Source organism: Burkholderia sp. KCJ3K979, from assembly GCF_016759955.1.
In the GTDB taxonomy this organism is placed as follows: domain Bacteria; phylum Pseudomonadota; class Gammaproteobacteria; order Burkholderiales; family Burkholderiaceae; genus Burkholderia; species Burkholderia orbicola.
This window is the reverse complement of record NZ_JACFYV010000174.1, coordinates 1-14,835: the sequence shown is the minus strand read 5'-3', so window position 1 is coordinate 14,835 and position 14,835 is coordinate 1. Positions and strand designations below refer to the sequence as shown.

General features: G+C 58.6%; 9 protein-coding genes and 1 pseudogene. 6 read left to right on the top strand and 4 right to left on the bottom strand.

Features of this window, described 5'->3' with window-relative positions:
- Nucleotides 1–184: pseudogene (locus tag H3O04_RS36305) on the top strand (hypothetical protein); the annotation flags it as partial.
- A gap of 222 nt (nt 185–406) precedes the next feature.
- Here H3O04_RS36305 and H3O04_RS27080 read toward each other — a convergent pair.
- Nucleotides 407–2,647, bottom strand: coding sequence for a ParB/RepB/Spo0J family partition protein (locus H3O04_RS27080; protein WP_202588836.1), 2,241 nt, complete (start codon nt 2,645–2,647; stop codon nt 407–409).
- A 123-nt stretch (nt 2,648–2,770) separates the two neighbouring features.
- Nucleotides 2,771–3,604 (bottom strand): DUF932 domain-containing protein, encoded by an 834-nt coding sequence (locus H3O04_RS27075; RefSeq protein WP_202588835.1) that lies wholly within the window; start codon nt 3,602–3,604, stop codon nt 2,771–2,773.
- A 1,141-nt stretch (nt 3,605–4,745) separates the two neighbouring features.
- Here H3O04_RS27075 and H3O04_RS27070 point away from each other — a divergent pair.
- The 5 genes from H3O04_RS27070 (at nt 4,746) to H3O04_RS27050 (ending at nt 11,535) form a co-directional block, all read left to right on the top strand.
- Nucleotides 4,746–5,723, top strand: a complete 978-nt coding sequence (locus tag H3O04_RS27070) for an ATP synthase subunit J (protein WP_237666440.1) — start codon at nt 4,746–4,748, stop codon at nt 5,721–5,723.
- Between the two features lie 206 nt (nt 5,724–5,929).
- Nucleotides 5,930–8,908 carry a TrlF family AAA-like ATPase gene (locus H3O04_RS27065; protein ID WP_030099315.1) on the top strand — a complete coding sequence of 993 codons (2,979 nt, stop codon included), beginning with the start codon at nt 5,930–5,932 and terminating at the stop codon, nt 8,906–8,908.
- A gap of 328 nt (nt 8,909–9,236) precedes the next feature.
- Nucleotides 9,237–10,154, top strand: coding sequence for a hypothetical protein (locus H3O04_RS27060; protein WP_030099314.1), 918 nt, complete (start codon nt 9,237–9,239; stop codon nt 10,152–10,154).
- Nucleotides 10,151–11,185: a hypothetical protein gene (locus tag H3O04_RS27055; RefSeq protein WP_202588833.1), complete on the top strand. Its 1,035-nt coding sequence runs from the start codon at nt 10,151–10,153 to the stop codon at nt 11,183–11,185. Before H3O04_RS27060 ends, H3O04_RS27055 begins: the two co-directional genes overlap by 4 nt.
- A 110-nt stretch (nt 11,186–11,295) precedes the next feature.
- Nucleotides 11,296–11,535 carry a hypothetical protein gene (locus tag H3O04_RS27050; RefSeq protein WP_202588832.1) on the top strand — a complete coding sequence of 80 codons (240 nt, stop codon included), beginning with the start codon at nt 11,296–11,298 and terminating at the stop codon, nt 11,533–11,535.
- A 239-nt stretch (nt 11,536–11,774) separates the two neighbouring features.
- Here the strand turns inward: H3O04_RS27050 and H3O04_RS27045 are convergent, their stop codons facing one another.
- Both H3O04_RS27045 and H3O04_RS27040 read right to left on the bottom strand, forming a co-directional pair.
- Nucleotides 11,775–13,547, bottom strand: a complete 1,773-nt coding sequence (locus H3O04_RS27045; protein WP_202588831.1) for a hypothetical protein — start codon at nt 13,545–13,547, stop codon at nt 11,775–11,777.
- A gap of 224 nt (nt 13,548–13,771) precedes the next feature.
- Nucleotides 13,772–14,149 carry a TatD family hydrolase gene (locus H3O04_RS27040; RefSeq protein ID WP_337249666.1) on the bottom strand — a complete coding sequence of 126 codons (378 nt, stop codon included), beginning with the start codon at nt 14,147–14,149 and terminating at the stop codon, nt 13,772–13,774.
- Nucleotides 14,150–14,835: the final 686 nt, after the last annotated feature.

Sequence of the window (14,835 nt, the reverse complement as noted above, 5' to 3'; positions counted from 1 at the left end):
GGCGGCGGGTGCGGGTGGGCTGGCGGGGTGGTGGGCAGGCAGTCATGTGGCGCCGGCAGACGGCGCGCCGTCTGCCCGCATCGGTCATACGTCGTCGATGTCTCCCGCCATAAAGGCAGCGGCGTCGCAGAGCACGCGCGAAGTTGCGTCGTTCTGGTCGAAGGCGATCATCGGTGCCCGGTAGCTTTCATTTTCGGCACGGGCAAGCGCCGTGTCGTAGTGGTGGCCTTTGGTTGTACTGCAGGTCGGTCGCTTCGACCAACGTCAGGTACAGGCCAGGCGCGCCTTCGGTATTGGGGGCGACTACGGCCATATGGATACGGTTGGTCACAATCCGTTCTCCACTGAGGCGGCGGGGAGACGGACGTGCCGCCCTGCCTCGCCCCGTTGCCGGGGCGAAGTGAGGTTATGCGGCGAGCGGGCCGGATTTCGTGCTATTCATGCCGTCCGAAGTCGGAAAGGGCCACGGCGTCAGCGGACTGCCCACAACGGGAGCGGCTTCTGCACCGGCAGGCGTATCGTTGACGCATTCGGTGCCGTTCCTGGCATCGGGTTCCGTGTCGGCGTCCTCGTCGTCCGGTGTTTCATTCGCTCCGTTTCCGGTGTTCGCACTGTCGTCGTCACCGTCGCCTTCGTCGTCGCAGCTTTCCCATGACGGGGCGATCGGGGTTTCGCGATCGGTGAGGATTTCCGGGAGCCAAGCCGCCTTCGCGAGCCGAAGCTCGGCGGCGGCTGCCGCATCGGCCTTCTTCATCGTGTCGAGATCGGCAGCGGCCTTCGGCGACACGGCGGCAGACACGACTTCAGCGATGCGCGCCTTGCTGACATGATCGAAGTACGTGGTGCGGGTCGGCGCCCAGTACCGGGTCATGTCGAGGTTCAGCGCGCTCGCGAGTGCATTGATCGTGTGCGGCTTTTCTTCCGCCGTGATGCCATCGACCAGCGTGCCAGTGCAGAACGCGAGCAGGTCGAGCAGCGTCGTGCCGGGATCCTGGTCAATGAGCCACGGCAGCAGGTCCGCCCGTTTTGCGGGCAATACCGCGATCCAGCGCGCACGCTGCGTCTCGATGGCGTTCCATGCCGGACTGGCGGGAAGGTCGTCGGCGGCGCGCAGCAGGCTGTCGTGGTTGTTTTCGCCGGACAGCGCCAGATAGCCGCGCGAGGAGGTGTGCCCGTATTGCTCGGGCAGCGCCGCCGGGACCAGGTGTCGCAGGAATGCCGCGAGCGCAATGGCGGGTTGCGCGACGAGTTCCGCATGGATGGCGGCGGTACGGTGCGCGGTGAGGCGCTGGCAGAGCTTCGCGCTGTGGACGGGTTTGACCTTCTGTACTTTCGCGGGCAGCGTATCCGGCGCTTCGGCCTCCGGGATGCCGGTGACCGTTGCACCCGCCGCGTCGAGCGCCGCGCTGTTCTCGCGCCGGACGAGGCCGCGATCGATGACGAGTTCGCCCTGCGGGCCGACGATCACGAATGCGCCGGCTTCGGCCATCTGCTGCGCGTCCCATACCACCGTGCGGCCTTCGAGCGCGATGATCGCCGCATTGACCCGCTCGATTTCGTCGTTGAGCCGGTCGGCTTCTTCGTAGGCGTTATCGTCGTCCTCCGACAGCGTCTCGATCTTTTCGGTCAGTTCGTCCTGCTGCGCGGTGAGTGCATCCATATCGCGCTGTTCGTCCTCGGCGTACGGACGCTGGACCGGGCGCAGCCTGCCGTAACGGTTCAACTCCAGAAAATCGCGCTCGACGCGTGTTTCGATCCAGCCCCAGCCTTCCGCGCGCACTTCCTCAGCGGCGGCGTCGAGCTTCTGCGCGACGAGGCGCTGCAACAGTTCGGCGTCGGCAATATAACCGGCGTTCCCGTCGTCGCTGAACAGATCGCGCCTCACGTATCCGCCCGCTGCCTCGTAGGCGGCAAGGCCAACGAAGCGCACCAGACGGCTGCGGCTCGCGTCGATCTCGGCGCGCGTGATGGCCTGTCGCAGGTAGTTGGGCTGGCGCTGCCATTCGTTCGCGTCGAACCAGATATGTTCCTGCGTTTCGTGGTCGTCCGCGAGGGCGAGGGCGGCCAACTGGTCGAGCGTGATCGCGTCCTCGCGCAGCAGTGCGAGCAGCGTGGGCGACACGTTGGCGAGCTTCATGCGCCGTTTGACCGTGAGCGGCGACGCGGAGAAAAGCGCCGCGATGTAATCGACGCTGCGCCCTTCTTCGGCCAGCATCCGGTACGCGCGCAGCACGTCGAACGGGTCGAGTCCTTCGCGTTCGCTGTTCTCGATCAGCGAAATCGCAAGGGCTTCGCCTTCACTCACAATGCGCACCGGCACGGGGTAGTCGGCGGTGATATGTTTCTGTTCGAACAGCAGATCGAGCGCGGCCTCGCGGCGTCGGCCCCCGCACACGCCATAGCTGTGCCGCTTGCTGCGCGAGCCTTTCATATCGTGGACGACGAGATTTTGCAGCAGGCCCTTGGCGCGGATGCTGGCGGCGAGGCCTTCGATACCGGACAGGGGTTTCGTGCGGACATTGAGTGGCGAGGGACGAAGGCTGGAATACGGCACGGTGATAACGGGCCGCTCGTCGCCGAAACTGGTTTCGAGCGGGGAGGCTGTTTCGGTGGTGTTGACCACGGAGGTTTCAACTAGGGTTTGCATGACTGACTCCACAAAAATTGAGTACGAAGATTCCGGGTCTGCTACCGGATTCCATCAGGACGCAACCCGGACAGGAGTCCTGATGGAACGAGGTGAGGCGGCGGGCAGTTGTCTCTGGCGCACTTACGCTTTCATCTGGCGCATGGCGTCAGCGAGCATCCACAGAGCGCGGTTGAGTTTCACGTTCTGGTCGATGCCGGTGATCGGACGCGTGGACATCGCCCGCCCGCTGCGCGAGCGGCCATGCAGGCCACCCTTCGTGAGGTTTTCCTGCACACGGTTAAAGACCGTCCAAAGGTCGGTGCGGCGATCCTCGAAACGGCGCGGCATCAGTAGCTGGCTTTCGGTGACCGGGGCGGGTGCCTCGGTATCGGTGGGGTCGTAGCGCAGGGCGAGAGCGGAGCGAGCGAACGCATGCTGTTCATCGAGGTTCAGTTCGACGGCGCGCATGCCGTCCTTCTGCTCGCTGATCAGGTCGAATCCATCGAGCACGTCGAATGCGCCGTTAATAACGTTCTGGACGATGTTGCCCTTGTGCGGCACGCGGATATCACGGACGCTGTCGCCTGCCACCATGCCGTTCTGGCAGACGAAGCGCAGCACGCCCGCGAGCATCTGGTAACTGCTGGTGCCGTCGTGCGAGTTTAGGAGCACGATTTCGTTGGCTTCGTCCCCGATGATCTGGTCGGTATGGCGAAGCCGGAGCATGTGCTTTGTGTATTCGCGCTTGCCTTCGTCGCGCACGCGGGTTTGACACACCATGAACGGCTGGAACCCTTCGTTGCGCAGGCCGCGCAGCACGTCGATGGTGGGAATGTAGGTGTAGCGTTCCGAACGGCTTTCGTGTTTGCCGTCCGCGAAAATCGACGGCGCTACATGACGAATCTGGTCGTCCGACAGAGGCGAGTTGGCGCGCAGGATCGGGGAGCCGTAACGGAAAGAGGATGCGAGTTGCATGGCAGTCTCCACAGTCAAGGTTGAGGTCTGAAACCGGGCGGAGGAATGCGCCGTGCCGTTGCGGCTGGACACCTTCCGGTGGAACTCGGGGTTGGCCTTGCTGCCGCCAGGCTCCCGGGTTTCCGCCCGTGCGACTGAAGGAGCCGATAGCGGGCAGGCGTCAAGGAAAAAGGCGAGGGAGGGGTGCGGGCAACACGGTCCCTCGCCCCTTGACGCCTGCCCGCTATCGGCTACGGTCGCGGGTCAAGGGCGGTAACCAGGGAGCCGGATGCACGCCGCGTCCCCGGTGGGCCGGGAAGCGGTGCCGCGGATGCGGCATCTTCCTCAAAGGCGACGGGGCTAACTGCTGCGCCAGGGATTGATGCCCGTCAGGGGCGAGACGCGGAACGGGGCTCGACGCGCAGCGCGAAAGGTCGGCCACGACGCGTAAGCGGCGAGGGGCGCCCGTCGTCGACACGAGTAGCGTGGCGAGCATAGGCTCCAGTTACGATCCATTGCCAGCGGGCCAGGCCGCAGGTCTGGAACCAGGCAGCGATCAACGGCCGGTTGCGATGTTTGTCGCGCTGTTCGGGGCGGATACCTGACCGCATGCGCATGCGGCGCGGGGCTCCAGGTAGTGCCGATGCAAGGAGTTCGTGAAGTGCTCATCCGGGCTCATCCGGGTGCGATCCGTCAGTAAGGAGGGGCCGGCCATCACGTCCTTGTGCGGAACGAACCGGTGGCGCATCGCTGGCAGCTGTTGCAGTCAGGTCGCGCCCTTGCGGCACCCGCCGGGCTGCCTTTGCATGCAGGATGAACAAGCGCGGGGGCGGTCAAAGGCGAACCCTGCACCAGCGGTGCGGAGGCGGCCCGAGTCGCGGAACCGCTTTCCCGCAAACAATCGGTGCCATTACACAAATCCGGCGCGCAATCCGGTTATGCCGATGGATCTCGCATCCCTCTTTCAGGGAGGTTCGCGTGGCTCGCACCCTGCGCGATTTGCCACTAGCTCTGTCGCCGGCCAAGCTCATGGGTCCGCGCAGTGCTTTCGCCACAGGCCGTCATTTCAACGTTGCTGTTGCGCGCACATCGGCGTCTTGATGGGATAACATGCATATTCCTGACAGTAAAAGATTTCAGAACGATGGGAAAAGGAATCAGGATGCGGTCCGCACTGGACCAACGGGGAAAGGCGTGGACCGTTGAGGCGTTGCAGGCGCTTCATGACGGGCAGCGGGAGATACCGGATCTTGTCTGCGATCATCCGCCATGCGGATGTGCGGTGCGTTTCGTGCATCGTTACCAGCAGAACCGCTCCAACCGGATAGAGCCAATCGATGTGCCCGCCTACATCGGCCTGACCAGTGATTCCGAGCATGTCGCCGGATGCCGCTATGACGCGCCGGGACGGTTGACGGCTATCGTCGCGCAGTCCGATCCGGATTTCGTGAAGGCACTCGATACCGGCAAGCGCGAACTGCGACTGCTCGTGCTTCACAATGGCCTGCGCGGCAAGGGGCTTTCCGGCACAACGCCGGTCCGTCCCGGCACGGGTGCTGGGACGCCGGGCGGGAATGCCACCATCGATGTTGTGCAGTCAGAGAAGAAGCTCTCGGGTTACGTGCGAACGACGGCCGACCTCGTCGCCCTTCGTGCGTTATGCGAATCGGATACGTTCCTGGCGTCGGAACTGATTCTGCGTTTCGGTACGCGACGCATCGCATGGAAGGACTTTTTTTTCGAGCGTGAGCGGTACGACGAAGCGTGGGAGTTGGTGAGGCAGGGCGGGACGAACGCTTTTCCGATCGCGCTGGCGGCCACCGTGCGCTCGCACTACGTTCCGTCACCGGGAGACAAGTTCAAGAATGCTTTTCTGAACTGCGACGCGCTCTACCGGAAAACCGGTGTTTCAGACCGTGTCGAGACGTTCGAAGTCAGCATTGCTCATAAGGACGCGAACTGGCTTTTGAACTTTCCCGTGGCTGCCGCCATCGTCATGTTCGGCATCTGGCGGGCGCAGGACAGGGTGGAGAAGACGGGCAAGGACCCACGCAATCCGTCCAAGGCTGTCACCTATGTGACGCACAAGTTGATGCTTGAGCCGAAATTTCGGCGCCAGGTTACAGGGGCCGAAGATTGACAGGCAAACGCTATAGCGTTCGTTCATGTCGTAGGCGAACCGCGGCCTGGAGCAGACCATGGCGGTTTGTCGGCGCGTGGGCGTTATTCCAAAGCGTCCGGGAAAGAGCGGCGCAAGCATTGAAACGGTGTCCTCCCTGCAGTGTTGTGCGCGCGAGTACGTAGCGAGATTGCAAAAAATTTTTCGGACATAGGGGTTTGGTGACAATGATGAGTCGGGGATCAGAATGGCGCAGGTGGGAGCCACATATTCACGCGCCCGGTACCGTCATGAACAATCAGTTCAACGGACCGACAGCATGGGAGGACTATCTCGCCGCTTTGGAAAATGCGACGCCCGCTATCGAGGCAATTGCAGTCACTGACTATTACGTTACCGATACGTATGAGGCAGTCTGCCGGCACAAGGTTGCAGGCCGCTTGCCAGGCGTGAAGCTCGTCTTTCCGAATGTCGAACTCCGGCTCGACGTTGCCACCGCCAAGGGAGGCTTCGTCAATCTTCACCTGTTTGTGAGTCCCGACGACCCGAAGCATCTGGAGGAACTTCAGCGGCTGCTGTCCCGTCTTCAGTTCAATGTGATGCAGGATCGCTTCGACTGTACGCGATCGGAGCTGATCCGCCTTGGGAAGAAGGCAGATCCGAATATCACCGATGATCGCGCAGCGCTCGCCTACGGAGCTAACCAGTTCAAGGTGAATTTCCAGCAGTTGCGCGAGGTCTTCAGCGAAAGCGGATGGGCAAAGAAGAACATCCTGATTGCCGTTGCGGGCGGAGCAAACGACGGCACATCCGGTGTTCGTGAGGCGGCAGATCAGACGATCCGGCGCGAGATCGAGCGTTTTGCTCATGTGATCTTCGCCAGCAGCGCATCACAGCGAGAATTCTGGCTCGGCCAGCGTGGCCTCAGACCCGCAGAAATCCACGCGCTGTATGGGGGCCTTAAACCGTGCCTGCATGGAAGTGATGCGCACAAGCTCGAAGACGTCGCCACCCCATTCGGTGATCGCTTTTCCTGGGTCAAGGGCGGACTGGAGTTTGACTCGCTCCGGCAGGCATGCATCGATCCCGGCGGACGCGCCTATGTCGGCTCGGAGCCTCCGGCCACCGCGACGCCGTCGCAGGTCATCGCTCAGATCGAAATACAGGACGCGCCTTGGGTCAACACGCCGGTCATTCCGCTCAATCCAGGACTGGTGGCCATCATCGGCGCGCGCGGGTCCGGTAAGACCGCGCTCGCGGACATGATTGCGGCCGGCTGCGATTCGATTTCCAGCGAAGCGTGGCATGCGAATGAATGGGCGAATCCTTCTTTTCTCGTCCGCGCTCGCGAACTGGTCGGAAACGGGAAGGTGAAGGTCAGTTGGGCGGCGGGTGAGCTAAGTGTCCGGAGGCTCGATGGGACCGATGCAGATGGTCCCGCTGTTTACGAGCGGGTGCGCTATCTCTCCCAGCAATTCGTGGAAGAGCTGTGCTCGTCAAGCGGATTGACCGACGGGCTCCTGCGGGAAATCGAGCGGGTCATTTTCAACGCGCACCCCGACGAGTCCCGCGACGGGGCATTGGATTTCGAAGAGCTACTCGAACAGCGCGCATCACGGCATCGCCTTGCGCGTGAACGTGAGGCCGAGGCCGTATCTCAGCTTTCCGATCTGATCAATAATGAGCTGGAAAAGGAGAAGCTCCTCTCCGGCTTCGAGAGTCAGGCCGCACAGAAGAAAAAGTTGGTCGACGCCTATACGGCAGACCGGGCGAAGCTCGTCTCGGCTGGCAGTGAACGACGTGCACAGCGGCACACGGAGCTTGGTGCGGCTGCGAATGAGTTGCGAGCCAGGCTTCGCAACCTTTCCAGCCAGCGGCAGACGTTCCTCGCCATGCAAGACGAGGTGAAGGATCTCCGCGTCAATCAGGCCCCTGACGCTTTGCGCCAGGCTCAGGTGCGGCACCCTCACAGTGGTATGTCGGACGAGCAGTGGGCCTCGTTCCTGCTCGATTACAAAGGTCCGGTGGACGACAATCTTGCCGGCTACGTGAAGTGGGTCGATGGGGAGATCGCATTAGTCAAGGGAGTCGCCCCGGCACCGGGTGATCCCAACAAGCCCTTCTTCCCGGATGACGCAGATGTCGGCAAACTGTCGCTCGCGATGCTTGAGGCGGAGATGGCACGGCTTGAGAAACTGGTCAGCGCTGACAAGGAGACACAGCGGAAATATACGGCCCTATCTGGTCGCATCGCGAAAGAGACGGCGGCCTTGCAGACGCTCAACAACAAGATCAAGGACGCACAGGGCGCGAAGGATCGTGCGCGTGAACTCCAGAAGGAGCGTGAGGAGGCCTATGGCCGGGCATTCGACGCCCTGATCGCCGAACAGACGGTGCTGGAAGAGTTATACGCACCGTTAATGGCTCGGTTGGCTGCTGCGTCCGGTACGCTGAAGAAGCTGTCGTTTTCCGTTGCGCGGGTGGCGAATGTGGAGGGGTGGGCGGCAGAGGCGGAGGACACCCTCATCGATCTCCGGATGGCAGGTGCATTTCGTGGTAAGGGCACGTTGCTCCAAAAGGCGAACGAGATACTAAAGGGAGCGTGGGAGACGGGTGATTCCGCAGCGGTGCGCGGCGCGATGGCCGAGTTCCGCCGTCTGTATCAGAAGGATCTTCTTGAGCATTCACCGGTGGCACAAAGCGAGCAGGCGGAGTTTCGTGCCTGGTCCAGGCGCTTCGCGCAGTGGCTGTTCAGCACGGACCATGTCGAGGTGCGCTACGGAATCGACTATGACGGCGTCGATATCCGCAAGTTGTCTCCTGGCACCCGCGGAATTGTGCTGCTTCTTCTCTATCTGGCGCTTGACGACAGCGATAACCGACCGCTGGTGATTGACCAACCCGAAGAGAATCTCGACCCAAAGTCCGTTTTTGACGAACTCGTTCATCTCTTTGTCGAAGCGAAGGCGTATCGCCAGGTCATCATGGTGACGCACAATGCTAACCTCGTGATCAATACGGATGCAGATCAGATCATCATTGCAGAGTCGGGACCCCATCCGCCAGGAGCGCTTCCGCCCATTACCTACAAATCCGGCGGGCTGGAAAACGCAGAGATCCGGAAAGCGGTGTGCGACATCTTGGAAGGCGGAGAGGGTGCGTTCCAGGAACGGGCCCGCCGCCTGAGAGTGCGCCTTGAACGATGAGATTTGCAGGACGCACTGACACTGGCTACCCACGTCGCCTCAGCGCTGTGAGGAGACGGTCCAGGCTCGCAGGTTGTCTGGCCGGATTTTTTTGGCGAGTGGCCGTCCGGGGCGGGTATGCGTTACGCGTCTCGTACTCTGGGAGCGCGGTTTCCATCGATAAACCTCAAGTCGCCTCGTTTTCGCCCATTGAGTCGCGAGCTTCGTTTAGTTCCCCCGAAGCCTGACCTTTAACGATGGTGAGGAATGGTGGCGGGGGGCGTCAGGGCTCCTGCTCCCGAAAGCGAACGCGGCATTCCCGCCGCAGGATTCAATGTATTCCCGATAAATGGATAAACAAATTCTCATGGTGACGGGCAGTCATGATCGAACCTGTGACTACCTGATTCAGCGTTACCCGAACGTCCGGTTTTTCCGGTTGAACCTTGACCGCATCTCGACCTATCAGATCGTCATCTGTGAACATGGCTTTGAGATCATCGGTGACGATTCAACTATCACGACTTCAACATGCCATTCGATCCTGTACCGCAAACCCATCCCGGAGGATCTCGGCGGGATCCTTAAACCCCAGTATCACGCCTTCGCTCATACCGAGATGTTTTCAATGATCGAAGGTATCGTCGAGGGTTTTGAAGGCGTTTGCCTGTCAAAGCCATCAATTATGCGAAGGGCCAACAACAAGATTGTGCAACTGCAGTTGGCCGAAAGAATGGGGCTTAAGCTACCACGAGGGTTGATCACCAATACGGCATCTGCCCTGACCCGACTTGGCAATGGGAAACTCATCGTCAAGCCACTGGCAACCGGCGTCGTTGAATACGACGGACGTAAGGAGTTTGTACAGACCAATCTTCTGGATCCTTCAATCGATACTTCGGGTCTCAGATATGTATCCGCATACTTTCAGGAATATATCGAGAAAGATTACGAATTCCGGGTGACTATTGTTGGAAACGATTGCCACGCTATCAGGATCGACTCACCCGACAAGGTCGATTGGCGAAAACCGGGTAACAACCCCACGTACTCGCTCGAACCGTTACCACACTTACTCGAGTCGAGAGCAAAAGACTTCATGCGCGCGCTCGGGATGCAGTTCGGCTGTTTCGATTTCATGCTGAAAGATGGGGTGCCGTATTTTCTGGAAATGAATGCCAACGGGCAGTGGGCCTGGCTGGACAAGGTGGCGCAAGGCCAGATATCGCGTTCTATGATCCATTTTCTGACGGGAACACACGGGTGAACTTTCTGCTCTACTTCTTCAACCGGATACCCGTATGTCACATATCGTGCGACGACGCATACGGTGCTTACAGGTCTGGTTTGCCACGCCGTTTCTCACTGCTCGTGCTGGTTCTTGGCAGGGCGAAGTTTTACCTGCTAACTTTCTATGAGGGACGCCCTGGTCTGGTCAAGCTTCTCAAATTCAGTGAAATGAGCCTGCTTGATTCGCAGCAGACCATAGACACATTGACGGCGAACTACAGGACCAACACTGGCGCGCTCACGAACGAACAGCTTGAGATTCAGTATGAATTCCTGAAGGAACGATTCAACAATAACGAAGACGCCAAAGCTTCATTGGAAGCACGGATTGCAGCACACATCACGAGCTATTTCGCACTGGTCGGCTTTTACGGTTACATACTGACCATGATTTTGCCGATCTCGTCGAGAAGCGCGTGCGTCACTGGATTCGTCTTTGGAATCGGGTGCCTGTTTATGCTCGCGTGCGGCGCTTTTATATGGTCCAGCATGCAGGTCAAGGGCATCGTTCGATCCACGTTCAAGGATCTTGCCGCAGACACCTCGCCTCGCACCCAGGCCGTACTTGCTTATACAAACTGGTATGCGTCAAATCAGGAAGTTCGCGCGCTGGCAAGCGAGGTGAAGAATGTTGAGTCGAATATGATTCTTGCCTTGTGCGTGGCGGTTCCGTTGTGGATCGCTGCGCAATTCATCATGTCACACCCAGAGCGAGAGCAGCCAGCCACAGACGGCGGGTCCGGGGTGGGCGCAAAAGTGATAAACACCAACGGATCATTCGCCACCAAAGAGGTCGCCGCGCTGCTTGCCGAGCTTGGCAAACATTTGTCCGACGGCGGTGAAAAATTCGTGATCGTCAGCGGGCAACATGCCAATCGCAACAGGGACAGGATCGTTGGCATACTCAAGCTTGCCAGTGGCGACGAGAATATTCGTGACATCAGACTGCCACAGTCTGATTGGGGCGATGCGAGCGTAGTAGTGAAACTGGACGAAGGAACCCAATGAAACCATACATATTTAACTATAGTGACTCAGTCAGGACGATTATCCCGGAATCGCCTGATCACCGTCTGCAACAACATCGCCCGGACGCGGGTTCCGTACTGGACAGTACCGTGCTCACGGCCACCGTGGAGCCAGTTGATCCGGATAGCGCCGTTTTGTCTACAGTCATCACCCGCAGTCTCGAGCCGAACGACACGGATCAATTCATGTCGGCCTCGACTTACATAACGGAGTCGACCGAACCGGCTGATCCCGACATGATCCGGCTGGATTCAACCATCTTTACGAAGTCGCCTGAACCCGCCGATGAAGATGGCATCTATCCGATAGCCGGCGCTACAGACCATTAACTGATTCTGTCGGAATCGAGCCGCGCGCAGTCTCCTGATCGTGCGGTCATTCCGACTTCGTTGTTTCGTTGCACAAGCGATCAGTCGAACATTGGACCGTGACGGGACCGGTCCGCTCCCGTCGGCCAGCAGGGCAACGTAGAGGGGGCAAACTACGCCGCCGGTTTTGCCATCCCGACAAGGGTGGTGTCCTGCAGTAGCAGCTTCCTCGCACGATGACGACCCAACGAACGAGTTCTCTATTGCTGTTCCTGCAAACCGTGTGGGCGTTCCACAAGCGAGCCGACGATGAGCTCCGCCCATCGCAGGCAGTCGAACACCAGCGACCTCAAGATCGGTTTGGTGCCGTGGACATCGCCCATGTGAGAGCGCAGTGTCTGCATCACATAGGCTCCCTGATTGAGCGCGCCTTCAAGGTTCTTCCTGAACGGAGAAACCTCCGTTTGTGGCCATCCTAGCGCAGTGAGCTGGCGATCAAGTTCAATCATCACCCCCTTGGCCAGGGCGGCTCGTTTGCACCGTTCCTGGAAGGATGCTTTTGTCGGATCCCCAAGACTTCGCTCTTCGTAGACTTTAGACGTGGCAGCGTCCACTGCACCGCATGCGGCAGAGATGGCGCCGCCCAGGTCGCCGTCGCGCAGGCGTTGCGCTGCCTTCAAAAGGTCCTTGTGGGATTCGCCGGGTGTGTCTGCCAGCGTACTGGTGTCAAACACGTTCAGCGGCACGAGCGTCTGATTCACGAATGACCAGCCCAGTCGGCTCAAATACTCGGAGAGCTTCTCCTGCATCTCTGAGCGTCGTCGAAGTATTTCTTCGACCAGGATTGTCAGAAAGTGGTATCTGGCATCTGAGTCCATCGTTCCGACCTGCTCGTCTATTGCCGACATCAACTGGCCCTTGGTAGCGCCACCCTGCGACTTCTGGACCAGATGAGCAGTGGCCGTGACATCGAATCCGGCAAGGCCGGCTATTTCCTTGATGTCATCGAAACGAAACGCCTGCAGGCAGGCCCGAGCCGCAGGCCACGCTCGAATGACGTCATCCATTTGTTTGATTTCCGTGGGTGTTGTCGACACCTGCACGACGGTGAGTCGACGAACCTCAGGAACGATGAAGCTTTTGACGAGCTCCATCGCTTCAACAGCGTTGCCCCGCAGAGGGGTCAACGCTCGCAGTCGTCCAGCCAGGCCGCGCCAACCGATTGTTTCGCAGTACATGCGCAGCGTATTGATTTTCCCGGTGAGTACAGAGTCGATGACGCCTTGGGGTTCAAGGTCGTCGTAGTATTCGTTAAGGCCGAAGTTCGTGCCTTCAAGGTCCGAACTCACAGATAGTACCGCGTCAGCCTGTGCCGCCGGCAGCGTACGCTCCACGTCACGCTCGGGTTCGCGGTCGCGGAAGTCAATCGTTGGAATGATCTCAAACGGTTCGAAGGAGGCGCGAGGTGCGCTCCAGCTACGCACTTCATCAAGAAGCTGTACGTAGGTTTCGTTTTTCAGGATGCCTTCTCCCGGGCAGACATAGGCGTCCTCTTTCCGGATATCGGTGGTCCAACCGGCGCACCAGCAAGAGGTATCCAGCATCATCTGCAGCGCTGAAGCGACTTCCTGGACTGAAAGTCGAGCTTGCGCAGCCAATGACGTAACGGGAACCGGTGCCTGCTGGGTTTGCCGATACTGCAGACGAAGAGCGGCATACACACGCTCGATGTTTGACAACAGGCGCTGTGCTGGTTCGGCGTCCAGGAAAGACAGGGCGGACGATCGAACAACATAGTTATCGTTCTCTCGTCTGATCAGATCACCCGCTTCGAGTTGATCAAGCGTGGCGACTTCCGGGTAGTTTTCGGCGCGGAACTTGAGCGCGGGCACACCCGCATCCAGGAGCAGCATCTGTTCGAGCAGCCGATTTAACAATGATCGCTGAGACTCGGGCAGTTGGCTGGCGCTCGCACCACCCTGTACTGTACTTGTGGAGAAGGACGAGTGTATATTCATTGGGGCAGAGCGCATTGCTCAATCCGTTGGTCGAAAGTTTGAATCATTTTATGGCAAGCGGAAGCGCGGAGGACAAATGTGGAAGCTGGTCGAGCAGCAGTTTTAATCGACTGCGCCAGCTGCGTGTATTGTTCCGCATAGCCCTCAATATAGTCAGCCCAGATCTGCATCACGTGGCGATAGGCGGGTTGAATAACACGCCAACGGTTACAGGCTCCGCTCGGGCGTTCCACTTCCCGCTATCCAAGCAGCGCTCGCAGATTGTCACGAATGAGGCTGACGATGTCGACAGCAGATACCCGATGGAAGCGCCCCAGTTCTTCGACGACACTTGCTACATCGCTCGGCTGCGAGGGTCTGTCGCCTGTCCGGGTGAAAGGACCATCAGTTTCCGTCAGTATCCGATCCAGGGGAATCGCCTGCACCATCGGTGCGTGCCTCTCATTGCCAAGCATTGCCGCATTGACAGAGAAGTAGCAGCCTAGCGCCAGCGCGCGCTTCGCCTCGCTTTTTGTTTCCGTGAACCAATGGAGAACGATTTTCCCGCGTTCGGGCGGCAGATATGCTTCGACAAGATCAAGCACTGCCTTGGCTGATCTGACGGTATGCACAGTAATGATCTTGTCGCCTGGCTATGACGGGATGACACGCTGACAGTCAAGTTTGCGGATCTGCTTGCAGAATCAAAGGTGCTACTCCTGAAAATTGCGTTGTTTTTCCGGCTGTGCGTTTTCACCCCACTACCGTTACCCGCTGCGTCGGGCGAGTTTGACGCTTTGGTTTCGCGGATGCGTGAGTAGATTTTTTTTAATTTTTGAAGCGGTCGACCAACTCATCGGAAATCAAAATTGCTTTTAAGAAATCTATTTTTATGATCTTCATACGAGCTTAATATGGTCTTTCTGACGTGCTCGGTGTATAGGCTCCATTTTTCGGTGTTGTAGTATTTGATTGAACTGAGAATATACCAATGTATGTTGTTTGTCTTGTGATCGGTATTGCTTGGTCTAAAATTGTTCAAAATATCATAGTACGCGTGGTAATCAGATTTTCCGTTTTTATTAATAATCAATGGATCTTCATGCGAGATGTTCTTCGAGAAATTTATGAGTTCGAGCATGGTATAAATTTCTCGCTCGCTCTTGAGGAAATTGTGATTACCGTTTTTATATGAGATTAATACCTTCTCCTCGGTTATTTCCTCAAACCATTTTTTGTGATTATATTCTGGTAGTCCATTGATATTTTCATGGTGGAATTCAAGCTGAAAAGATGAAATGGATTTTGAGATCATTTCCTGTAT